The sequence below is a fragment of the Pseudomonas wayambapalatensis genome, from assembly GCF_049942315.1.
Lineage (GTDB): Bacteria > Pseudomonadota > Gammaproteobacteria > Pseudomonadales > Pseudomonadaceae > Aquipseudomonas > Aquipseudomonas wayambapalatensis.
Genome location: NZ_JBNFMU010000222.1, coordinates 1 through 22,870 on the forward strand (window position 1 = coordinate 1; position 22,870 = coordinate 22,870).

Below are 22,870 nucleotides of genomic sequence, written 5' to 3' on the forward strand. Positions count from 1 at the left end.
ACGGCCGCTGCGCGCCCGATCGCGGGACAAGCCCGCTCCCACAGGGATTAGGCCGGTCTTTGGGTTTTGAGCAAGACAGTTCAGTGCAGCCTGCCGCGCTCGACATCCGTCATCAGTGCTTTGGCAAAGGCGCTCAGGTAGTCGGCGGCGGTCAGCAGCCGGGCATCCTGCTCCATCAACCCTTCGTGCAGCAGGTGGCGGATGCAGGCGAGCAGGTTCATCACTTCGTCGTAGGCGTGTTCGGCGGGGATGCCGGGCAGGATGCGGAACATGTCCACAGGCGGGTTGCCGGACTCGTGGAAAGTTTCCAGGCCAGCAGTCAGGAGAGGTGGGTCGGGGACGATCTTTTTCATGGCTTTACTCCTTTAGGCAAGGGAGCCGCCACAATCTTTCTCAAGGACTTTGGGTGGCAGCCGTGCGCGGGGTGAGAAACCGAGGGAGTAAAAAACTCGGCCAGACCGAAGTCTGCCCGCGCGCGGCTGCCATAAAGACATGCTCTTTTACTCATCAACGGGTTCTCACGCCCGGCCGCAAACATCGCGACCCAGGGACGTTATTCCTGAGGTGATTTCCCGACAACAGAGAAGCTTCGGCAAGGCGCGTAGGATACTTCCCAAGCCGCTTTGACCCGAAGCATTTGGTTTCAGATTGGGAAATGTCCTACGGTTGTGCGCTCTGTTGCGCTGCCAAGGCGGTTGAGAACGGGACGACTGCGCCAAAAAGGGTTATCGTTCGGCATGCGAATTTGCAGGGCCTGGGAAGACACTAGACATGACCGAGCGTGACCCATTGAAGACATCGCGTGCAGGAGTAATTCAACTCAAGAGCATGACCATCGACAACTTCAAGTCGCTGGTCGGTTTTTCGATGTCACTGACCAAGTTCACCTGTCTGATCGGGTTGAACGGTGCCGGCAAGTCGACGATCCTTCAGGCAATGGACTTCCTGTCGCAACAGATGCGTGGCGATCTCACGGGCTGGTTGAAAAGTCGGGAGTGGAAAGCGACTGACCTCAAGTCCAAGCTAGGCAAGACCAGCAATATAACTTTCGAGCTGCGCTGCACGTTGGATAACTCAGCGTTGGTATGGCGAGGAAGTTTCAATCGCTCCTTGCTACGTTGTACTCAGGAAAGTATCGAGATTGACGATACCGTGGTCATGAAGATCGACGACGGCCGATACTTGGTGGATGAGAACGGCCGGGGTGCGTGGATGACGAACGCCATCGCATTCGAATATCAGGGATCTTTGCTGTCTCAGCTCAAGGAAGATAGCGTGAGCCCGCAATTGCGCCTGTTCAAGCGTTTTATTGCGACGATCACTTCATTGGATGCCCTGTCCCCTCAGCATTTACGCCGCAAGTCCCGTGAAGCGGATGGTGGGCTGGGTTTTGCCGGTGAAAAGTTTTCTTCGTTTCTCCATGCCTTGCCCGAAGCCAGCAAGCTTCGATTGCTCAAGTTGTTGAGTGGCCCTTATCCACATATCCAGACCATCGACTCGTCGGCGTTGCGCGCAGGCTGGAAGTCGCTAAGCATCCAAGAGTGCTATGCCGATCATCGCTTCAGTACCGAAGCTCGGCACATGAACGATGGCATGTTGCGCCTGATGGCGATCCTTGCTGAAACCTTGTCCGATCACCAGTTCATGCTGTTTGATGAAGTTGAAAATGGCATCAACCCCGAAGTGATCGAGTTTTTGCTCGATCACCTTGTAAATACCCCCCAGCAGGTCATGGTGACCACGCACAGCCCAATGGTGTTGAACTACCTCGAGGATGAAGTTGCACGCGAGGGGGTGCAACTGATCTACAAGACGCAGGATGGGCGGACCCGGGCTATTGCGTTCTTCGATATACCAGCGATGTCCGAGAAGCTGAGGGTCATGGGGCCGGGTGAGGTATTCGTCGATACCAATCTTGTTGCATTGACCAAAAAGCTGGCTCAGGGAGAGCACTGATGCTGCTGCTAGTCAGTGGAGAGGGACCTTCGGATATTGGCTTGGACGTGCAAGGTGAGCAAGGTTGGGTATTCAGGCCAGGACCGATGACTCTTGTCATAGATCGCTTGTTCGAACATCGATACGACTATTCTGCATTGCTGTATGAAATGATCGAGTTCATTTCCGAGCAAGCGCTCGTAGCGGCGAAGGAAAAGCATTCAGGCCGCAAGTTTCGGGCGCCTGGAAAGCGCAAAGAGCAGGAAACAAACTTCTTCTACGAGAATGCGCAGCGTCTAGCCATTCTGTCTGCCGAACGTCAGGCGCAGGAGGATAGGGCGGTGATTCCGGTCCTGTTCCGAGACAGCGACACCGTATCGATCAGGGAGTGGCGCGCCAAATGGCAGTCAATGCTGAATGGGTTCGAGTCTGGTGGTTCATCGTTGGGTGTGCCGATGATTCCGCAGCCAAAGTCCGAAGCGTGGCTGCTCTGTGCGTGCAGGGACCCTCAGTACGAGCATTGCGCACAGTTGGAGAGCGCCCCCGGAAACGATGACGCGCCTGCCTCACTCAAACCGATGCTGCATGCGGCACGTAATGGTAGGAGTAGCGCACAGGAGTTGGTCGAAGCCATCGAAAATGGCGATATCGACCCCCTGCGTATCACAATGCCTAGCTTCGATGCGTTCCGTGCACGCTTGAACCACGTACTCGACCAAATCAACGGTCACCCCTGACCCTTCCCCTGCTGCCAATCCAGGCCGAATCGCGCCAGGTATTTGCGCAGGCGATCGGCGTCGTTGGGGTTGGCCTTCTCCTGGCGCGACACAGCGAACAATTGGCGCCCGGCCTCGGACAGGCTTGCTGCGCGGCGACAAACGTCGATCACCGCCTGCAACTGCACCTGGTCGAACAGGTCCAGTTCGCGCCCGGCCAGTACCGGCTCGCTCTGCGCCTCCAGTCCCCAGGCATGACGCAAACGCTCGATCTCCTCTGCCACCAGGGCTTCGTCTATTCGCCCGCTGTCGGCCAGTGTCGCCATGCGCGTGATCGAGGCCGACAGCTCGCGGAAGTTTCCAGACCAGCGGGCTTCGCTGGCGTGGGCGAAGGCCAGGTAGCTGCGCTTGGCCTCCAGGTTGAAACGCACCTGTCGGCCTTGTTCGCGGGCATGGCGCTGCAACTCGAAGTCCAGGTTCGGCTCGATGTCTTCGCGCCGCTGCGCAAGCCCCGGCAGGACGAAGGTCCACAGGTTGATACGGGCGAACAGGTCTTCGCGAAACGTGCCTTCGGCGACCTTGGCGCGCAGGTCGCGATGGGTGCCGGCGATCAGTTGGAAGTCGCTCTGCACTTCGCGATCCGAGCCCAGCGGGAAGAAGCGCTTCTCTTCGATGGCCTTGAGCAGCATGGCCTGCTCGTCGGCGCCAAGCTCGCCGATCTCGTCGAGAAACAGCATGCCGCCGTCGGCAGCGCGCAGCAGGCCATCGCGGGCGTTATGCGCACCGGTAAAGGCGCCCTTGGCATGGCCGAACAGTGCCGACATCGCGCCATCGCCGCGCAAGGTCGCGCAGTTGACCTCGATGAACCGCCCCTGCAACTGGTGACGGCCGCGCTTGAGCTCGTGAATGCGCCGGGCCAGGAACGACTTGCCGGCGCCGGTAGGCCCGACCAGCAGGATCGGTGCCTTCGAGCGCAGGGCGACGCGCTCGATCTGTTCGATGGTGCGGTTGAATGCCGCGTTGCGCGTGGCAATGCCGGACTTGAGCAGCGACTGCGCTTCGACCTGCTCGCGGCGAAAGCGCGAAGCGATCAGGTCGTAGCGCGACAGATCAAGGTCGATCAGCGTGGCGATACCGGCCGGATCGCTGGCTTCGTCGTGCTTGCGTGAGGGCGAGGTCTGCACCAGGCGTGCGGGCAGGTAGCGCGCTTCGGTGAGCAGGAACCAGCAGATCTGCGCGACATGGGTGCCGGTGGTGATGTGCACGAGATAGTCCTCGCGCTCGGTGTCGAAGGGGTAGCCGCTGGAGAAGTCGTGCAGGGCGCCATAGACCTCTTCGAAATCCCATGGGTTACGCAGGCTGAGCGGGTGCAGTCGCACCTCGGTGTGGGGTGATATCTGCTGTACGTCGGTACGGATGCGTTCGGCCAGGCTGATGTCACGTAAACCGGGGCCGTGAATCAGTTCCAGGCGATCGAGCGGCAGGTCTGGCTGGCGGCACAGGCCGATCGTGGGGCGCCAGCGGTTCCAGCGTGCGGCGCCCTTGCCATTGCGGTCGAGGGTGGTGCCGAGAAAACCGATGGCAACACGGGCTTTGCTCATGGAGTTATCCCAAAAGATAAAGTCTTATCCAAGCATATATGAATAATCGAGTTTTCTGCCGCCACTAAAATTGCCTGAAAATCAGATTAAAAAATAAATCGTTAAAAATCAGTTACCTAAAAAATAAATGGAGCAGTTGCAAAAAGCTGGCATGCCGCTCGCTATATCCCTCTCGACCGAATCGCCAGGCAGGCCCAAGGGCAAGGGGGTGAGACCCCGCTGGTGCACGTACCCACTCAGGTGTCGGTGTCGTGCATACCGCCGCTGCAACGATCGGTCGCCCTGTGCAAGCCGCCACCTGCAGACGCAACTGCCGGGCAGCGGTCTGGAAATCAGCAGCCTCGGGGTGCGCGACATCATCCTGCCGGGCGAGATGAAGACCCTGCTGGCGCAAGTAGTGGAGGCGGAAAAGGCGGCGCAGGCTAACGTGATTCGTCGCCGTGAGGAAACCCAGGCGACGCGCTCGCTGCTCAACACCGCCAAGGTGATGGAAGGTAGCCCGACGGCCCTGCGCCTGAAGGAGCTGGAAACCCTGGAGCGGGTGGCCGAACGCATCGACCGGATCTCGGTATTCGGTGGTCTGGATCAGGTATTGAATGGCTTGGTCAGCCTCAAGGCGGGCTGATCGAACGCGAGGAACAAGGACATGAACCTGTTGGAAGTGGCCGGCGGCAAGCCGATCAAACTGTGGACCGATGGCGTGCCGGTCGAGGACGACGCGCGTCGGCAACTGATGAACACCGCACGCATGCCGTTCATCTTCAAGCACCTTGCGGTGATGCCGGACGTGCACCTGGGCAAGGGCTCGACCATCGGCAGTGTGATCCCCACCGTGGGTGCGATCATCCCGGCAGCGGTTGGCGTGGACATCGGTTGCGGGATGATCGCCGCACGCACCTCGCTGCACGCGCGCGACCTGCCGGACAACCTGCATGGCCTGCGCAGTGCCATCGAGAAGGCCGTGCCCCATGGCAAGACGTTCGGTCTTCGTGACCAGGGCGCCTGGGGCGAAGTGCCGAGCCAGGCCGACCAGACCTGGGGCCGCCTGGCCGGACGTTTCAAGGTGATAACCGACAAGCATCCGCAACTGGAGAAGACCAACAACCGCAGCCACCTCGGCACCCTGGGCGGCGGCAACCACTTCATCGAAGTCTGCCTGGACGAGGCCGACCGGGTCTGGTTCATGCTGCACAGCGGTTCGCGTGGAGTGGGCAACGCCATCGGCAACCTGTTCATCGGGCTGGCCCAGGCCGACATGCGTCAGCACCTGGCCAACCTGCCGGACAAGGACCTGGCCTATTTCGAGGAAGGTAGCCGGCATTTCGCCGACTATGTCGAGGCGGTGGAGTGGGCGCAGGACTTTGCCCGGCAAAATCGCGAACTGATGATGCAGGCGGTGGTGGCGGCGACCCGCAAGGTGCTGGGCAGGCCTTTCGAGGCCAGCCTGGAGGCGGTCAACTGCCATCACAACTATGTGCAGCGTGAGCAACACTTCGGGCGCGAAGTGCTGGTGACCCGCAAGGGCGCGGTTTCGGCGCAGAAGGGTGAGCTGGGCATCATTCCCGGCTCCATGGGCGCGAAGAGCTTCATCGTCCGAGGGTTGGGCAACGAAGAGGCTTTTTGCTCGTGCAGCCACGGTGCAGGGCGGGTGATGAGCCGGACCAAGGCCAAGAACCTGTTCACCGTCGAAGACCAGCAGCGTGCCACGGCCCATGTGGAGTGCCGCAAGGACAAGAGTGTGATCGACGAGATTCCGATGGCCTACAAGGATATCGATGCGGTCATGCATGCCCAGCGCGAGCTGGTGGAGGTTGTGCACACCCTGCGTCAGGTGGTGTGCGTGAAAGGTTGAAGCAGGCGCCAGGGGCGCCCTGACAAGGAGTGAAAGTATGTACCAGGACGACCCACATCCACTGTCCGACGCCATGCGCGTACGGGTGCTCGAAGAACTGCAGCGCATCGAGCGCGAGCATGACGTGACTGTGCTGTACGCCTGTGAGTCCGGCAGCCGCGCCTGGGGCTTCGCCTCGCCGGACAGTGACTACGACGTGCGTTTCGTCTATGTGCAGCGTGCCGAGTGGTACCTGCGCGTGGAGGAGCCGCGCGATGTGATCGAGCGGCCCCTGAGCGATGAGTTGGACGTCAGTGGCTGGGAGTTGCGCAAGGCCTTGCGTTTGCTGCGAGGTGCCAATCCGAGCCTGCTCGAGTGGCTGGGCTCGCCGTTGGTGTACCGGGCCGACGAGCAGGCCCGTGAGCAACTGGGCGCGCTGGCTCGTGCGTTCTATTCGCCACGCGCTGTGCGCCATCACTACCTGTCGATGGCCCGCAAGAACCTGCGCGGCTATCTGTTGGGTGACACGGTGCGGCTGAAGAAGTACCTCTACGTGATCCGCCCGTTGCTGGCGGTGCGCTGGATCGACCAGGGCCTGGGTATGCCACCGACCGCGTTCACGGCACTGCTCGAGCGAACCGTCGATGAGGCAGATGTGCGCCAGGCGATCGATCAGTTGCTCGAGCGCAAGCGCCGGGCGGGCGAGACGCAGCACGGGCCGCGGGATGAGGTGCTGCACCGTTTCATCGAGGCCGAGCTGGCGCGGGCCGACACGGTCGAGGTGGCGCGTGGCGAGCGCAGCGACACTGGAGTGCTGGATCGCTTTCTGCTGGAGACGGTCGGGCGGTTTCAGGCGCAGTAGGGTCGAGCCTGTGATTTCGAGGCTGGCGCAGCATCTGTGGGAACGGCGGTTCGCCGCTCCTACAGGAATTGGGCTGGTCTTTAGATTTTGAGCATGACAGTTGCTGCTACGGGTGTCGGGTCGGGTTGTGGGTGCTCATTCCATACAGCGGCTCCCAGGCCCGGATGCCGCTGTTGATGTTCACGCTGCGCTCCAGGCAGACCCGCTCGCCTTCGAAACTCAGGCACACCCGATCGCGGAATGCCGAGCGCGGGTACACCCATTCCAGCTCCAGTCGATTCGCCGCCACCCAGCGGGCCGTCGCTACCACGGGTGCATCACGCAATGCATAACCATGGTGCAGTTGTGCCCCCGGCAACGAGCTGGTGCCCGCAACCCAATGATCGATCCCGGCTTCGATGCGCTCGCTGCCCGTCGCCTCCACCCACTCCATCACCAGCCGCTCGCCCGCCTGCAACAGGTTGAGCGTTTCGATGCCATGCGGGTTGGCCTCGAGGGCGAAACTCATCCGCGCAGGCAGCGGCTGGGTCGGGCGTGCGAGCGAGCGCAGTGGTCGCTCCTCGGCAAAACGCTGGAGCACCTCGCGTAGCCGTTCGTCGGCCGCGGCCCCGGCTTGCTCGCCGCGCAGCGCCGCGCCTAGATGACGATCGATGAAGGGCGTCACCTGCGCCGACTTCTCCATGGCGCCGAACACTGCCAGCGTGGCGCGCTCGCCGGGGATCGCGGCGGCCATCTGGGCGAACACGCCTACGGCGCTGTAGCCGTTCGCCGGGCGGTCGGTCCACCAGTGATAGCCATAGCGGCTGCCTTCGCCACCCTGGGCGCGCGTTGCCGCCTCCACCCACGCGTGTGGCAGAACCTGCTCGCCATTCCAGCGCCCGCCGTCGCGGTGCAGCATGGCCAGCTTGAGGACATCCACAGGCCGCGCCGTCAGGCCGTTGCCGCCGGGGTTGATGCCTTCCGGGCTGATGTCCCAGTGCTGCGCCTGGAAGCCCAGCGGTTCGAGCAGGCGCGGCTTGAGGTAGTCATGCAGGGTGACGCCTGCGACCTGGGTCAGCACCGCCGAGAGCATGTAGCTGGCGGCGCTGGTGTAGACGAAATCGGTGCCCGGCGCGCTGGTCAGCGGAATACGGAAGAACTCCTCGACCCAACTGCCGTCGATGCCGCGCCAGATCGAGCCGGAAGTGTTGCCGCCGTGGCCGGTGCGCATGGTCAGCAGGTGCTCGACAGTGATCTGTGCGGCGCGTGGGTCGGTGGCGCCTGCCGCCGCTTGCGGGAAGAACTTCGCCAGGGTGTCGTCCAGGCGCAGCAGCCCTTCGTCGATGGCCAGGCCGATGGCACAGGCGGTGAAGCTCTTGGTGATCGAGTGGGTCACCCGTGGCGTCAGCGAATCGTACGGCCAGCGCCAGGCGTCCACCACCAGTACGCCGTCGCGCTCGAGCATCACCCCGTGCAGCTCGAGCCCGGCGTGTTGCACCGCCTCGAGAAAGGCGGCGACCTCGAAGCCATCGATGCCGACGGAGGAGGGCAGCCCACGGGGCAGGTCATGGGCGGCAAGCTGATCGACGGTGATTGGCTGGGGCATGGGTAGTCCTCATGATGCGGGGCGTTGTTCAGTCGGCGGTGCGCGGGTGGACCAATCGGCTGTAGGACACCAGCATGCCGATGAAGACCTGGGCCACGCTGGTCAGCGTCGCGTTCTTGCGGGTGATCAGGGCCACGTCGCGGTGGCTCAGGCGCTCCTCGATGGGGATTCTCACCAGCGAAGAGGAGAACAGTTTCAGCGACGGAATGATCGCCGGCTCGATGGTCAGGTAGTCGGTCTCGGCGACGATGTGCAGGGTCTCGAGCAGCGATTCGGTGGTGATGCCGATCTTCGGCATGCCCAGCCCGTGGGCGCGGAACAGTTCGATCAGGCGGCCCTCGGTGCCACCGACCAGGCCGTCGCGGCGCACGCTGATCCATTTGCACTGGGTCAGGTCGCGTACCGAGCGGGCTTCGCGCAGCGGGTGATCCTTGCGGGCGATCACCCCGGCGCGCGAGGCGTGCAGGCGCTGGATGGACAGGTCGATTTCGTCGACGTGGGCGGGCAGGGCGCAGAGGGCGAAGTCCAGGCGCCCTTCGCGCAGCTTCTCGATCAGGATCTTGGTCGAACCGCTGGTCACCTCGAGGCGGGTTTGCGGGTGCTGGGAGGTAAAGCTTTCGAACACCGGCACCAGCAGTTCGGCCAATGGTTCGGAGGTGACGCCAAGGGCGACATGGCCCTGGGGTTCGACCAGCGCACGGACATCGGCCACGGCGCGGTCGCAATCCATGAGGATGGCGCGGGCATGGGCGATGAAACGCTGGCCGGAATCACTGAGCCGGATGCCCTGGTTGGTACGGTGCAGCAACGGGCCGCCGAGTTCGCGCTCCAGGGCCTGGACCGACTGGGTGAGGGTGCTTTGCGCGATGTTCAGTGCGCGGGCCGCAGCCCGGAAGCTGCCCATGTCGACCACGGAGCAGAAGGCGCGCAGGTGGGTCAGGGTCATTGTTGTTCGAACTCCGCCAGGGATGCGTGGGGCCGTGCTTTGTGCGGCCATGTTAGAGAGCGATCGAATAGACCGTCAGTGCGCTTTTGCTGATCCCGATAGCTTTACTGGATCATGCGTGCCGATGTGCTTGTCGCCTGACGACCAGCACAGCATGGCCTTTGCCGAAGGTTTTTGGCAGTGGCGTAGAGCAGATACTCAATTCATGCGATTGGGCTCACCGCTCATGATCGGAATTTATGTGCTTACGCAGCGGCGCCACCTGAGACAGGATGAGCCAGGCATCGCTACCGGGCCTCGGGCGTACGTCGCACCAGGCCACGGTCATAACAACAACAACGAGTTCCCGGATCGGAGCGCAACCTTTCACGACTCTGCCGCCGACTGCATTGGATCTCGAGCCCGAGGGGAATAACTTGAACAAGACTCTGATTCTGATGACTGGCCTGATGGCCTCCATCTGTGCCAACGCTCAGACACAAAACACCCTGAATGTCGCCCTCAACGCCGACATCCGCAGCACCCAGCCAGGCGTGAACCGTGACACCAACTCCGATGCGGTGGTGTTGCACCTGTTCGAAGGCCTGGTTGCCTTCCGCGAAGACGCAAGCGTCGGCCCGCTGCTGGCCAAGGAAGTCGTCACCTCCGACGACGGCCTGACCTACACCTTCAAGCTGCGCGACGGCGTCACCTTCCACAACGGCAAGCCGCTGACCTCCAAGGAAGTGCTGTGGACCTGGCAGCGCTACATGGACCCGGCCACCCAGTGGCGCTGCACCGCGTCGTTCGACGGCCACAGCGGCGCCAAGATCGTCGATATCAAGGCCCCGGATGCCCAGACCGTGGTCTTCACCCTCGACCAGCCCAACGCCCTGTTCCTGGCGAGCATGGCGCTGCCCGAGTGCGGTGGCAGCGGCATCATGCACCCCGACTCGGTGGTCAATGGTGAATGGACCACGCCGATCGGCACTGGCCCGTTCAAGCTGGCGACCTGGAAGCCGGGCCAGTACGTCGACCTGGACCGTTTCGCCGAATACAAGGCGCGTGACGAGGCTGCCGATGGCTATACCGGCAACAAGTCGACCACCCTCGACCGCGTGCACATGACCATCATCCCCGACCCGGCCGCCGCCAAGACTGCGCTGCTGTCGCGCGACGTCGACATGCTCAACGACGTCAGCGCCCTGGAAGCCAAGGAGCTCGAAGCGCTGCCTGGCGTGCGCATCTCGGCGAGCACCACCATGTCGACCAGTGCCGTGCTGTTCCAGACCAAGGACCCGCTGTTCTCCGACGTGCGCATGCGCCAGGCATTGGCCCATGCCCTGGACACCAGCACCATCGTCACCGCGCTGACCGAAGGGCGTTCCAAGCCCAACCCGTCGATGGTCGCCCTTGGCAGCCGCTACCACACCGCTGCCCAGGACAAGGGCTGGGGCTACTCCCCCGAAGAAAGCAAACGGCTGCTCAAGGAGGCCGGCTACAAAGGCCAGCCGATCCAGCTGATCACCAACAAGCGCTACCCGAACATGTTCGACATCGCCGTCTATGTGCAGGCCATGGCCAGCCAGGTCGGCCTGAACATCCAGCTGCAGACCATGGAATGGGGCACCCAGCTCGAGCGCTACCAGAGCGGTAACTACCAAGTGATGGTTTCCACCTATTCCGAGCGTCTGGACCCGGCGCTGAACTACGACGCCGCCACCGGCGACAAGAGCAAGGAGCCGCGCAAGGTCTGGGATGACGCCAAGGCCCGCGAGCTGATCGCCGAAGCCCGCCGCGAAGGCGAGCCGGCCAAGCGCCAGGCGCTGTTCGACGAGCTGCACAAGGACATGCTGCGCGACCTGCCACTGATCCCGCTGTACAACGGCAATGCCATCACCGTGACCCGCGAGTACGTCCAGGGCCAGCGCCCATGGCCGGTGTCCAAGCCGCGCCTGTGGATGATCAGCGTCGATAAACAGGGGAAGAGCTGACATGTTTCGGTACATCCTTCAGCGGCTGGGCATGGCGATCCCGACCCTGCTGCTGATCGCGGTGGCGGTGTTCACCATCATTCGGCTGATTCCGGGCGACCCGGCCCTGCTGATGCTGGGTGACATGGCCGACGAACAGAGCCTGGCGAGCACTCGCCAGGCTCTGGGGCTCGACCAGCCGATGGCCGTGCAATTCGTGATCTGGTTCAAGGCCGTGCTCAGTGGCGACCTTGGCCACTCCATCACCACCCGCGAGGCGGTGCTGCCGATGATGCTCGAGCGCTTCGGCGTCAGTTCCAGCATCGTGTTGATTGCCGTGCTGCTCGCCAGCTTGATCGCGGTGCCCGCCGGCATGCTGGCGGCCTGGAAGCAGAACGGTTCGCTCGACCTGTCGGTGGTGGCGGTGGCGACCCTGCTGCTGTCGATCCCCTCGTTCTGGCTGGGGCTGCTGCTGCTCTACGGCTTCGGCATCAAGCTGGGCTGGTTGCCGATCGTGGGCTACGTCAGTTTCGACCAGGACGCCTGGCAGTCGATGCGCTACATGATCCTGCCGGTGGCGACCCTGACCCTGGTGGAGATCGGCGCGATCACCCGTATGGCCCGGGCCAACGCCATCGAGGTGCTGCGCCTGGAGTACATCACCCATGCCCGGGCCAAGGGTCTGTCGGAAAGCGCGGTGCTGTGGAAGCACGCCCTGCGCAACGCCTTCGCCCCGACCATGACCCTGATCGGGCTGATCCTGGGCAACCTGCTGGGCGGTATCGCGGTGCTGGAAACGGTGTTCACCCTGCCCGGTATCGGGCGCCTGATGGTCGATGCGATCTTCGGTCGCGACTACCCGGTGCTGCAGGGCTGCCTGTTGCTGGTCACCTTCATCTTCGTACTGGTCAACCTGCTGGTGGACCTGCTGTACCCACTGTTCGACCCAAGGGTGAAGCTATGAGCAAGCCTCAGACTCCGACCCTGTCCCCTGCGGACATGTCATCCACGCCGGCACCGCGCGCACGTCGCCGTCGGCCACTGCAACTGAATGCGCTGGTCGGCCTGACCCTGCTGGCGATCCTGACCCTGGTCGCCTTGCTCGGCCTGGTGTGGACACCCCACGACCCTGTGCGCCTGGACCTGCTGACGCGCCTGCAGCCGCCTTCGGCCGCGCACTGGCTGGGCACCGACGAATACGGCCGCGATGTGCTCAGCCGCTTGATGGTCGGCGCGCACACCAGCCTGTGGGTAAGCCTGCTGACGGTGATCGTCGCGGTGACCTGCGGCACCATTCTCGGTCTGCTCGCCGGGTACCTGCGCGGCAACGTCGACCGGGTGCTGATGATGATCAACGACACCCTGCTGGCCTTCCCCGGCATCCTCATGGCGCTGGCGCTGATGGCGATCATCGGCCCGAGCCAGTACGGCATCATCCTGGCCCTGAGCATCGCCTACACGCCATCGGTGGTGCGGGTGGTGCGCAGCAGCGTGCTGTCGCTGCGCGAGCGTGAGTTCGTCGAGGCCTCGCGGGTGATCGGCAACTCCGAGCTGTACACCATGCTGCGCCATGTCGCGCCCAACTGCGTGGCACCGGTATGCGTGATCGCCACCAGCATGTTCGGCTGGACCATCCTCGCCGAAAGCTCGCTGAGCTTCCTCGGCCTGGGCGTGCCGCCACCTGCTGCGACCTGGGGCAACATGCTTGCCGCCAGCCGTCCGTTCATTGCCTCCGCGGGCTGGCTGGGGCTGTTCCCCGGCATGTGCATCGCCCTTTCGCTGTTGGCCTTCAACCTTGCCGGCGACGCCCTGCGCGACCGCCTCGATCCGCGCATGAGGACGCTGCAATGAGCCAGACCCAACCCTTGCTGGCCGTCGAGGGCCTGAAGATCCGCGCCGGTGTCGATGGCCCGGTGGTGGTCGATGACCTGGCGTTCGATATCGCGCCGGGCCAGATCGTGGCGCTGGTGGGCGAGTCGGGCAGCGGCAAGACCATGGCTGCACGTGCCGCCATCGGCCTGTTGCCGCCGCCGATGCGTGTGTGCGGTGGCAGCATCCGCTTCCAGGGCCAGGACCTGGGCAACCTGAGCCCGCAAGCCCTGCGCGAGATTCGCGGGGCGAAGATCGGCATGGTGTTCCAGGAGCCCATGGTGTCGCTCAACCCGGCACTGCGCATCGGCGAGCAGATGGCCGAAGGCATGCGCCTGCACACCGAGTTCGACGAGCAGACCATCCGCCAGAAATGCCTGCAGATGCTCGGCGACATCGGCATCCGCGATGCCGAGCGCTGCCTGCAGGCCTACCCGCACGAGTTCTCGGGCGGCATGCGCCAGCGCATCATGCTCGCCTCGGTCATGCTGCTGCGCCCGGCGCTGCTGATTGCCGACGAGCCGACCACTGCGCTCGACTGCCTGGCCCAGTTGGACGTGCTCAAGCTGATGCTTGAGCTGACCGCCAAGCAGGGCACCGCCGTGCTGTTCATCAGCCACGACCTGTCGCTGGTGGCGCGTTATGCGCACAAGGTGGTGGTGATGCGCAATGGCAAGGAGGTCGAGCAGGGCCCGATCGACCAGGTATTGCTCAACCCCCGTGCCGAGTACACCCGCCAGTTGCTCGAAGCACTGCCCAGCCGTGGCGAGCTGCCGCCGCTGCCGCAGGCGAACGCGCCGCTGTTGCAGATCGATGGCGTGCAGATCGCCTATCCCGGCCCGCGCCGCCTGTGGCGCAAGAGCGAGGCACGGCGCGTGGTGCATGGCGCCAACCTGCACATCGCACCGGGCGAGACGCTGGCGCTGGTGGGCGGCAGTGGCTCGGGCAAGACCACCCTGGGCCGGGCCATCGTCGGGCTGGTCAAGCCCAGCGCTGGCGAGATCCGTTTCCAGGGCCACGATATCGCCCAGGCGGCCAATCGCAGCCATCGCCTGCAATGCCAGATGATCTTCCAGGACCCGTTCTCGTCGCTTAACCCGCGCATGAGCATTGGCCAGATTCTCGCCGAGCCACTGCGCCATGTGCCGGACATGAGCCCGGCCCAGCGTCGCGCCCGGGTGCTGGCGACGCTGAACGACATCAACCTGCCGGAGCGTCTGATCGACCGCTTGCCGCACGAGCTGTCCGGCGGCCAGCGCCAGCGTGTGGCGATCGGCCGGGCGCTGGTGCGCAGGCCCAGCCTGGTGGTGGCCGACGAGCCGATCTCGGCGTTGGACATGACCGTGCAGAAGCAGATCCTCGAGCTGTTCGAGCGCCTGCAGAAGCAGTACGGATTCGCCTGCCTGTTCATCTCCCACGACCTGGCAGCGGTGGAGCGCATCGCTCACCGGGTCGCGGTGATGTGCCAGGGCGATGTGGTGGAAATCGGGCCGCGCGACGAGATCTTCGATCGCCCTCAGCATGCCTATACCCGGCAATTGCTGGCAGCGTCGTGCCCGTTGGAGAAGCTCGAAGGTGGCGGTTTCAGGCTGCGCCAGACGCCTGCGACGAGCTGATCCACAAACCTTGATTCACCTTCCTCGGATGGCGCCAACCCCGGTTGAGCGCCCAGGGGGAAGTCATGCCTTCAAAACATCCAACAACGAAAAAAGCAAGAAGGTGGGGAGCACAGACATGAACCGAGATTTCAAGAAAATCCTGATGGGCGCGAGCGTCGTCACGGTCCTTCCGGGGGCGGCCATGGCCGACTTCTTCAAGGACTCCAGCGCCAACCTGGATACCAAGAACTACTACTTCAACCGCGACTACCGCGAAGCGGCCAAGCAGTCCAAGCGCGATGAGTGGGCGCAGGGCTTCACCTTCAACTTCATCTCCGGCTACACCCCGGGCACCGTCGGCTTCGGCCTGGATGTCACCGGCATGCTGGGCGTGAAGCTGGACTCAAGCCCCGACCGTTCCGGCACCGGCCTGCTGCCCAAGGGCAGTGACGGACGTGCCGCCGACGAGTACTCCAAGCTGGGTGTGGCCGGCAAGGTGCGCATCAGCAAGACCGAACTGCGTGTCGGCGAGCAGGTGCCCAAGCTGCCGGTGTTGCAGCCCAACACCAGCCGCCTGTTCCCGCAGACCTTCCAGGGCGCGACCGTCAGCTCCAAGGACATCTCCAACCTGACCTTGGGCCTGGGCCAGTTCGACCGCATGCGTGACCGCGAGTCGACCGACCGCGAAACCATGAACATGACCGCGCAGAACGGCGCCTACAAAGCCGCCACCAGCAATCAGTTCCGCTACGCGGGCGGTGACTACAACCTGCTGCCGGACCTGCAGCTGAGCTACTACTACGGCGAGCTCGAGCGCCTCTATCAGCAGCATTTCTTCGGTCTCAAGCACGCCTTCAAGTTCGGCCCCGGCACCGTGCGCAGCGAGCTGCGCTACTGGGATGCCGACAAGGACGGCGCAGGCCTGGCCGGCAAGGTCGACAACCGCGCGCTGAGCACCCGCTTCAGCTACGAGTGGGCTGGCCACAACTTCGGCGTGGGCTACCAGAAGCAGTACGGCGACACCCCGTTCCCGTATGTCGATGGCGCCAACACCTACCTGTTCACCGAGTATCAGCTGGTCAACTTCTCGCAGACCAACGAGCGTGCCTGGCATGCCCGCTACGAGTACGACTTCGCCGCCCTTGGCGTGCCGGGCCTGACCTTCGGCATGCGCTACGCCCAGGGCTGGGGGATCGAAACCACCAGGCTGGTCGGCGAGCAGGGTCGTGAGTGGGAACGCGACCTGGATATTGGCTACGTGGTGCAGTCCGGCCTGGTCAAGGGCTTGTCCTTGCGCTGGCGCAACGCCCAGCTCAACTCCAGCTATGCCAACGACATCAACGAGAACCGCTTCATCGTGGGGTACACCTGGGCGCTCTGGTAGCGCCGGGTTTCCCGCGGGAGGTGGCCTGCCTTCTGCTTCATGAACGACGCCGCCCGCGGCCATGGAATACTGTATGAAACGAATCGCACATCCACTGCTCACTGCCACGCACGGCACCCAACGCGAGATCGTCAGCGAGCACTTTGGGCCGGACGTCTACACCAGGAAGGTGTATATCCAGGCCTGCCTGCACGCCGACGAAACGCCGGCGATGCTGGTCGCCACCGACCTGCGCCAGCGCCTGCTCGCCCTGGAGGCCGACGGCCGGCTGGCGGCCCAGATCGTCCTGGTGCCGGTGGCCAATCCGGCAGGGCTCGCCCAGTTCGTCATGGGCGCGCCGAGCGGACGTTTCGAGCTGGGCAGCGGGCGCAACTACAACCGTGATTTTCCCTTCCCGCTCGAGGCGATCCTGCAGCGGGTGGAAGGGGAACTCACCGACGATGCCCAACACAACCTCAAGGCTGTGCGCGCCGCCTGGCAGCTAAGCCTGGAGGCGATCGCCCCGCGCGATGAAATGGCGTCGCTGCAGCGTCGGCTGATGCTGCTGGCACACGATGCCGACCTGGTCCTGGACCTGCACTGCTCGCGTGAGGCGGTGATGCACCTGTACACCTCCGAATGGAGCTGGGAGCAGGTCGAGCCGCTGGCCCGCTACATCGGCTCGCAAGCTTCGCTGCTGTCGGTGGATTCCCAGGCGTTGTCGTTCGACGAGGCGCTGAGCCTGATCTGGTGGCGCCTGCGCGAGCGTCTGCAAGGCGCCTACCCGATTCCGCTGGGCAATGCCTGCGTCACCGTCGAACACCGCGGCCAGCGCGATGTCGACAGCGCGCTGGCACAGCAGGACGCCAGCGCGATCATCGACTACCTGTGCCATGCCGGCTTCATCAGCGGCGAGCCGGCGCCCCTGCCGGAACTGCTGTGGCCGGGCACCCCGCTGGCTGGCAGCGAGCAGTTCATCGCCCCGGTCGGTGGCGTGCTGGTGCACCGCGTCGCCCTGGGCGCCCGGGTGCAGCCGGGCGAACCGATGTTCGACCTGATCGACCCGCTCAGCGGCGAGGTGACCACGGTCCGCAGCGCCACTGCCGGCGTGTTGTACATGCGCCGCGACGTGCGCTTCGTGCGCCCTGGCGATCCGCTGGGACGCGTCACCGGCACCACCCCCATTCGCACCGGCAAGCTGCTCAGCGCCTGATCAGGAGTTTTCATGAACATCACCCATATCATCGATCGTGAACAGCGCTTCGGCGCCAACAATTACTCGCCGCTGCCGGTGGCCATCAGCCGTGCCCAGGGTGTCTGGGTCGAGGACTGCGACGGCAAGCGCTACCTGGACATGATGTCGGCCTACTCGGCGGTCAGCCATGGCCACGCCCACCCGCGGATCGTCGCTGCCGCCATCGCCCAGTTGCAGAAGGTCAGCGTGGTATCGCGGGCCTTCCACTCCGAAACCCTCGGTCACTTCCTCGAAGCCCTGTGCGAGATCGCCGGCTTCGAGGCCGCCTTGCCGATGAACAGCGGCGCCGAGGCGGTGGAGACCGCGATCAAGGCCGCGCGTCGCTGGGGTTATCGGGTCAAGGGCATCGCCCGTGACAAGGCGCGTATCGTCACCGCCACCGACAACTTCCATGGTCGCACCACTACCATCGTCGGGTTCTCCACCGAGCCGCAGTACAAGGATGGCTTCGGCCCGTTCAGCGACGGCTTCGACACCGCGACCTTCGGCGATATCGACAGCTTCCGTGCCGCCATCGGCCCGAATACCTGCGCCGTGCTGATCGAGCCGATCCAGGGCGAGGCCGGCATTCGCGTGCCGCCACAGGGCTTCCTGCGTCAGTTGCGCGAGCTGTGCGACGCCACCAACACCCTGCTGATTCTGGACGAGATCCAGTCGGGCCTTGGGCGTACCGGCAAGACCTTCGCTTTCGAGCACGAGGGCATTCGCCCGGATGGCCTGATCGTCGGCAAGGCGCTGGGCGGCGGGATCCTGCCGGTCTCGGCGTTCATCGCCGACCATGCGCTGATGGACCTGTTCGATGCCGGCAGCCATGGTTCGACCTTTGGCGGCAACCCGCTGGCGGCAGCGGTGGGCCTGGAGGCGCTGCGCGTGCTGCAAGACGAGCAACTGGCGCAGAACAGTGCCGAGCTCGGCGCCTACTTGCAACAGCGCCTGCGTGAGATGGCGGTGCCGTTCGTGCGTGATATTCGTGGCCGTGGGCTGTGGGTCGGGATCGAGCTGGACCGCCCGGCGCGGCCGTATTGCGAGGTGCTGATGGCGCTGGGCGTGCTGGCCAAGGAAACCCACGAGACCGTGCTGCGCATCGCGCCGCCGCTGTGCATCAGCCGCGATGAGTTGGACTGGGGGCTGGAGCGGATTGCCCAGGTGCTGGTTGATTGCTAGCCGAGTGGATTGGACCGCGGTGTTCTTCTCGCGGGCAAGCCCGCCCCCACGATCTTGCTATTGATCCTGATTCGGCTGTTTCCCTGTGCGCGGCCCTGTTCCCGATCACTTAATCGGCTGCGCTACCGCCAGTCAGTTTGAGCGTGCTCAAGGCCGCAACGCCGCTGTGGGCTGAAGTTGGAGTTCGATATGTCGAGAATACGCAAGTCAATCTGCGTTTCATTGACCGTGTCCCGGCAGGCGACAGCGTGACCTTGAGCGCTATCCTTTTAAGGGTTGGGGCTGCGCTTGCACGATCTCGATCAAGGCCCTGCGGTCCTGGATATGCGACTGTATGACGCCTTGAGCTTCACTGTCGCAGAATCAGGCGTGCGGCTAACTCGGGCAGTGCGGGTTGTCATGGTAAGTGATCAATCTCCTGCATTTGGACGCTATCAGCCCCATGTGCAGCCGATCATCGATTATCTCTGAAGGTTCTCGCTCAGCGCTATTGCGTTATTGCGGCGTACCGCAAAGACCATTGCCTGCGCTGTTCTAGGTGTCATGTGTCGGCCGTCAGGTACGAAGCCCGCTTATTGGGCGTTGTCAGGAAAACTGACGAGTTTCTATGCAGTAGGCCATCAGCTCTTGATCACTGTCGATCTCCAGCTTGCGCATGGCCGACACTTTTTGTGCACTCACCGTCTTGTTGCTGCGGCACAGTTGCCGCGCAATGTCACTCACCGACAAGCCAGTCACGAACAGGCGCAGCACCTCCATTTCACGAGGCGAGAGACTTTGAAAGCGATCCTCTATCTGGCCGGGGCGGACCAGCACCGAGCGCGCCTCGGGTTTAGGGCTGGTGTAGCGACGCTGCGAACTCAGAGCGGTCAACGCCTTCTCGATCTCTTGATGCAGGTGGTTTTTCTGGATCACGCCGACAACCCCCAGTTCCTGCAGGCGTGACAGGATCAGGCTGTTGGAAATCATCGTCAGCACCAGGACCTGCGTCTGTGGGAAATTGCGCAGCACGTACTCGATCAACTTCAGGCCATCGCCATAGGTGGCATCGCCGGGCATGTTGAAGTCAGTGATAAGCAGCTGCGGGTTGTGCTTGCGCAGCTGCTCGATCAACTCACTGGAGCTGACCGCCTCGCCTACTACGGTGTAGCGCCCATCGCGCTGGATGATTTCGCGCACGCCGAGTAGCACTATGGGATGGTCATCGGCGATGACGATCTTCAATTGAGACATTGGTGGAATCTCTTGCAGTAGATGGTAGGCATCATTGAGTTTGCTCGCCCAAAGATTGCGCCAATGCCGCGAGGCGGGCGCAGAGGGCTCTGATCTGTACGATCAGCGGCGCGTCGAGCGGACCCGCATGCAACGCTTCTTCCAGTTGCTGGCAGAGGTGGTGGAGTGCCTGTGCGTGCACACTGGCCAGAGCTCCACTCATGCTGTGCAGGCGTTGACGCACGACAAGTGCATCTGACGCCTGAAGCCCTTGCTCGATCTGAGAAATGTCCGCCACCAGCGTCTGAGCCATCAGCTCACGCATGGCAGGCGACAGCTCGATCCAGCCTTCCTGATCGTCCTTTGCCGACGGCGCCAAAGGCTGCAACTGCTGGCTATTGGCTTTACGGCAGTGCGACATCAGGGCTTGGCGGAGCATGCCCAGGCTCAGCGGCTTGACCACCCAGGCGCTCATGCCCATGGCCAGGCAATGCTCGCCTTCTTCACGTAGGGCGTTGGCGGTAACGCCGATGATCGGTACATCCACGCCCTGCACGCGCAGGGCTTGCGCCAGCTCATAACCGTTGAGACGTGGCATGTTGATGTCGGTGATGACCAGGTCGAATGTCTGGGTATGCCACAGTTTCAGTGCGTGTTGACCGTCGTTGGCAACCGTCGGGTGGGCACCCAGCGCTTCGAGCTGCTCGCGCAGCACCGCTTGGCTGACCGGATTGTCCTCTGCAACCAGTACGCGCACGTTCAGGCAGGGCTCATCCAGGCATGTAGGCAGCAGTGAGGTCGGCGGTGGCGGTGGCGCAGTGTGAACGATAGGCAGGGTGATCAGCAGAGAGAAGCTGCTGCCCAGCCCGGGCTCGCTCACAACCCGCATGCTCCCGCCCATGAGTTCGCTCAACTTTTTGCAGATCGACAGACCCAACCCTGCACCATTGCCATCCTGGCCGGGCGCGACCTGATAGAACGGCTTGAACAGTTGCTCAATCGCTTGCTCCCTGATGCCGACGCCGGTATCGGTGACCTGCCATTGCAGCGAAACGCAGTCGGCGTTGCGCGATTGCACAGTCAGACGCAGGCGAACACGGCCCGAGTCGGTAAACTTGATGGCGTTGCCCAACAGGTTGTGCAGTATCTGCCGCAGCCGCCCGGCATCACCCAGGATCTGCTTGGGGATCTGCGGATCTATCTCCGCTTCGATATCCAGGCCTTTGTTGCGTGCGGTTGCGCTGAAGGCAACCACTGCATCCTCCACCAGTTGAGCGGGGTCAAACGGCGCCTCCTCAACCGGCATCTGGCCCGATTCGATCTTGGATACGTCCAGTACGTTGCTGATCAGTTGGAACAGCACTGTTGACGAGCCCTGGATGACTTCCAGGTAGTGGCGTTGACGCTCGGTCATATCAGTCAGCGAGAGCAGTTCCAGATTGCCCAGCACGCCATAAAGCGGCGTGCGGATTTCGTGACTCATGGTCGCCAGGAACACGGTCTTGGCTTCGTTGGCGGCAGTGGCGCGGCGGTGTGCCTGGTTCAGCATCAAGGTCTCGTCTACATGCCGTGTGATGTCATTGCAGCCACACAGGAACACGTCCTGGCCCTCGTAGCGGGCGGCCACGACCACGACCTGAACATAGCGACCGTCGACCAGCAGGCAGGTCTCCCCGGGCGCCTGATCGCCATCATGGCTTTCCAGCAATTGGAGGACGGCTGGGGTGGCAGCCAACTGCGCAGCGCGCTGGTTTTCCAGCAGCAGCTTGCGGTCACTGCGACGCAGAACACACAACCCAACGGGTGCGTTGTGCAGCATCAGGCGGTTGAATGACTCGTTCTCGAACAGGCGTTCTTGCGCCTTTTGAGCTGGTATGACGATACGGGTCTGGTACCAGCGGTTGATCCACAGGCCGACCAGAATCGCCGCAATAAACGTCAGCATCAGCCCCATCAACGGCCATTTGGCATAGCGCAGAAAGTCCTGATAGCTGATTGCATAAAGGCCGGTCCAGCGCTCCCCGGAGTTCGATATCAACTTGAAACGCAGCCCCTGCTGATTGAAGCTCAGCCCCAAAGGAGCAGTGGTGCCTGGCTCCAGAGTGCCGAGCACTACGTCGTCCTCAGGCGAGATCAGGGTGAACTGGTTGTACACCGGCAATTGCAGCACCCGCTCGAACTCATCGACCTGGGCGGTATCGACGGTGGCGGCTAGGACCAGCAGGCCATTCGCTTTGCCGGCAGGAAGCAGGGCACTGGCAGCGTCCAGGCCGATCATCGCGACAATGCTGCGGTGCTTCTGGTACAGCTGCGAGGGCGCGCGCATCCAGCGCACACGATGATCGTTCAGCAGGGTCTGTGAGGGCAGGATCTGCTGCAGACGGTTGATGACAGAGCTGTATTGCTCTTGCAGCAACGGCAGATGCTGGCGAGGTGCATCTGCGGCGGGAATTGCCAGGCTGGCTTCGCCGGCCGGGCTGAGAATGAACAGTTGTGGTGAAGAATAGAATGAACTGGCCCAGAACCCGCCAAAGTAGTCGGTCATCTGCACGCCCAAGGCCAGCGCTCGGCCTTCGTCTTCTTTGCTATAGCCTGGGCCATGGGCCAGGGAGAACGGCAACGAAAGGTCGAAACCTTTGGCCTTGAGCAACACCTGATCACCAATAGGCTGAGTCTGGATCACTGAAACGGACTGTACCGAGTGCAGGGGCGGCGAGCTGCTGTAACGGTAGCCGGTCGCTACATTTCGCATAAACGACTCGTGCTCGTGGATGATTTCCACGACCCGAGCGAAATGAAATTCGACGCGCTGTTGTTCGGCCTCCAGCAGCCGCGACACCGCCCAGTAGCAGGTGCTGGACAGAAGTATCAGCAAGCCTGTCATCAGCAACAGAGCTTTGTTCAGGCGTTGGGAACTCAGCGCCAGGGCGTCCAGGTGTAGGCTCGCGTGTTTCATGGGGGTAGGGCTCGGCTAAAGGAAG

At 63.1% G+C, this 22,870-nt stretch carries 17 protein-coding genes and 1 pseudogene; 12 read left to right on the forward strand and 6 right to left on the reverse strand.

Annotated features, from left to right (window positions below; genetic code table 11):
- Positions 1 to 80: 80 nt before the first annotated feature.
- Positions 81 to 353: a DUF3077 domain-containing protein gene (locus tag ACPZMI_RS20470; RefSeq protein WP_426352934.1), complete on the reverse strand. Its 273-nt coding sequence runs from the start codon at positions 351 to 353 to the stop codon at positions 81 to 83.
- A 418-nt stretch (positions 354 to 771) separates the two neighbouring features.
- Between ACPZMI_RS20470 and ACPZMI_RS20475 the strand changes: the two genes are divergently transcribed.
- Together ACPZMI_RS20475 and ACPZMI_RS20480 are read left to right on the forward strand one after the other, a co-directional pair.
- On the forward strand, positions 772 to 1,956 hold the full coding sequence (locus ACPZMI_RS20475; RefSeq protein WP_426352935.1) for an AAA family ATPase: 1,185 nt from the start codon (positions 772 to 774) through the stop codon (positions 1,954 to 1,956).
- The gene (locus ACPZMI_RS20480; protein ID WP_426352936.1) at positions 1,956 to 2,672 is read left to right on the forward strand and encodes a hypothetical protein; all 717 of its coding nucleotides are present in this window, start codon (positions 1,956 to 1,958) and stop codon (positions 2,670 to 2,672) included. The genes ACPZMI_RS20475 and ACPZMI_RS20480 overlap by 1 nt, the downstream gene beginning before the upstream one ends.
- Here the strand turns inward: ACPZMI_RS20480 and rtcR are convergent.
- Positions 2,663 to 4,252: an RNA repair transcriptional activator RtcR gene (rtcR, locus tag ACPZMI_RS20485; RefSeq protein ID WP_426352937.1), complete on the reverse strand. Its 1,590-nt coding sequence runs from the start codon at positions 4,250 to 4,252 to the stop codon at positions 2,663 to 2,665. The two genes, ACPZMI_RS20480 and rtcR, sit on opposite strands and share 10 nt — an antisense overlap.
- A 316-nt stretch (positions 4,253 to 4,568) precedes the next feature.
- Here rtcR and ACPZMI_RS20490 point away from each other — a divergent pair.
- The 3 genes and pseudogenes from ACPZMI_RS20490 to ACPZMI_RS20500 form a co-directional block, all read left to right on the forward strand.
- Positions 4,569 to 4,877: pseudogene (locus ACPZMI_RS20490) on the forward strand (SPFH domain-containing protein); the annotation flags it as partial.
- A gap of 21 nt (positions 4,878 to 4,898) precedes the next feature.
- Positions 4,899 to 6,104, forward strand: coding sequence for an RtcB family protein (locus ACPZMI_RS20495; protein ID WP_411383691.1), 1,206 nt, complete (start codon positions 4,899 to 4,901; stop codon positions 6,102 to 6,104).
- Positions 6,105 to 6,141: 37 nt separating this feature from the next.
- Positions 6,142 to 6,945, forward strand: a complete 804-nt coding sequence (locus tag ACPZMI_RS20500; protein ID WP_426352938.1) for a nucleotidyltransferase domain-containing protein — start codon at positions 6,142 to 6,144, stop codon at positions 6,943 to 6,945.
- Positions 6,946 to 7,051: 106 nt separating this feature from the next.
- Here the strand turns inward: ACPZMI_RS20500 and ACPZMI_RS20505 are convergent, their stop codons facing one another.
- Together ACPZMI_RS20505 and ACPZMI_RS20510 are read right to left on the reverse strand one after the other, a co-directional pair.
- Positions 7,052 to 8,530, reverse strand: a complete 1,479-nt coding sequence (locus ACPZMI_RS20505; RefSeq protein WP_426352939.1) for a serine hydrolase domain-containing protein — start codon at positions 8,528 to 8,530, stop codon at positions 7,052 to 7,054.
- A 28-nt stretch (positions 8,531 to 8,558) separates the two neighbouring features.
- On the reverse strand, positions 8,559 to 9,476 hold the full coding sequence (locus tag ACPZMI_RS20510; protein WP_411383694.1) for a LysR family transcriptional regulator: 918 nt from the start codon (positions 9,474 to 9,476) through the stop codon (positions 8,559 to 8,561).
- A 416-nt stretch (positions 9,477 to 9,892) separates the two neighbouring features.
- Between ACPZMI_RS20510 and ACPZMI_RS20515 the strand changes: the two genes are divergently transcribed.
- From ACPZMI_RS20515 to rocD, 7 genes are all read left to right on the forward strand, one after another.
- On the forward strand, positions 9,893 to 11,449 hold the full coding sequence (locus ACPZMI_RS20515; RefSeq protein ID WP_426352940.1) for an ABC transporter substrate-binding protein: 1,557 nt from the start codon (positions 9,893 to 9,895) through the stop codon (positions 11,447 to 11,449).
- Position 11,450: 1 nt separating this feature from the next.
- Positions 11,451 to 12,392, forward strand: coding sequence for an ABC transporter permease (locus tag ACPZMI_RS20520; protein ID WP_063542551.1), 942 nt, complete (start codon positions 11,451 to 11,453; stop codon positions 12,390 to 12,392).
- The gene (locus ACPZMI_RS20525) at positions 12,389 to 13,279 is read left to right on the forward strand and encodes an ABC transporter permease (protein WP_081255193.1); all 891 of its coding nucleotides are present in this window, start codon (positions 12,389 to 12,391) and stop codon (positions 13,277 to 13,279) included. Before ACPZMI_RS20520 ends, ACPZMI_RS20525 begins: the two co-directional genes overlap by 4 nt.
- Positions 13,276 to 14,913: an ABC transporter ATP-binding protein gene (locus ACPZMI_RS20530; RefSeq protein WP_426352941.1), complete on the forward strand. Its 1,638-nt coding sequence runs from the start codon at positions 13,276 to 13,278 to the stop codon at positions 14,911 to 14,913. Before ACPZMI_RS20525 ends, ACPZMI_RS20530 begins: the two co-directional genes overlap by 4 nt.
- A gap of 118 nt (positions 14,914 to 15,031) precedes the next feature.
- Positions 15,032 to 16,279 carry an OprD family porin gene (locus tag ACPZMI_RS20535; RefSeq protein ID WP_426352942.1) on the forward strand — a complete coding sequence of 416 codons (1,248 nt, stop codon included), beginning with the start codon at positions 15,032 to 15,034 and terminating at the stop codon, positions 16,277 to 16,279.
- A gap of 73 nt (positions 16,280 to 16,352) precedes the next feature.
- Positions 16,353 to 17,471, forward strand: a complete 1,119-nt coding sequence (locus tag ACPZMI_RS20540) for a succinylglutamate desuccinylase/aspartoacylase family protein (RefSeq protein WP_426352943.1) — start codon at positions 16,353 to 16,355, stop codon at positions 17,469 to 17,471.
- Between the two features lie 12 nt (positions 17,472 to 17,483).
- Positions 17,484 to 18,677 carry an ornithine--oxo-acid transaminase gene (gene rocD, locus ACPZMI_RS20545; protein ID WP_426352944.1) on the forward strand — a complete coding sequence of 398 codons (1,194 nt, stop codon included), beginning with the start codon at positions 17,484 to 17,486 and terminating at the stop codon, positions 18,675 to 18,677.
- 585 nt (positions 18,678 to 19,262) lie between these two features.
- On the opposite strand, the gene ACPZMI_RS20550 is transcribed toward rocD, so the two are convergent.
- Positions 19,263 to 19,910, reverse strand: coding sequence for a response regulator (locus ACPZMI_RS20550; RefSeq protein ID WP_411383701.1), 648 nt, complete (start codon positions 19,908 to 19,910; stop codon positions 19,263 to 19,265).
- Between the two features lie 31 nt (positions 19,911 to 19,941).
- Positions 19,942 to 22,845 (reverse strand): hybrid sensor histidine kinase/response regulator, encoded by a 2,904-nt coding sequence (locus ACPZMI_RS20555; protein WP_411383702.1) that lies wholly within the window; start codon positions 22,843 to 22,845, stop codon positions 19,942 to 19,944.
- Positions 22,846 to 22,870: the final 25 nt, after the last annotated feature.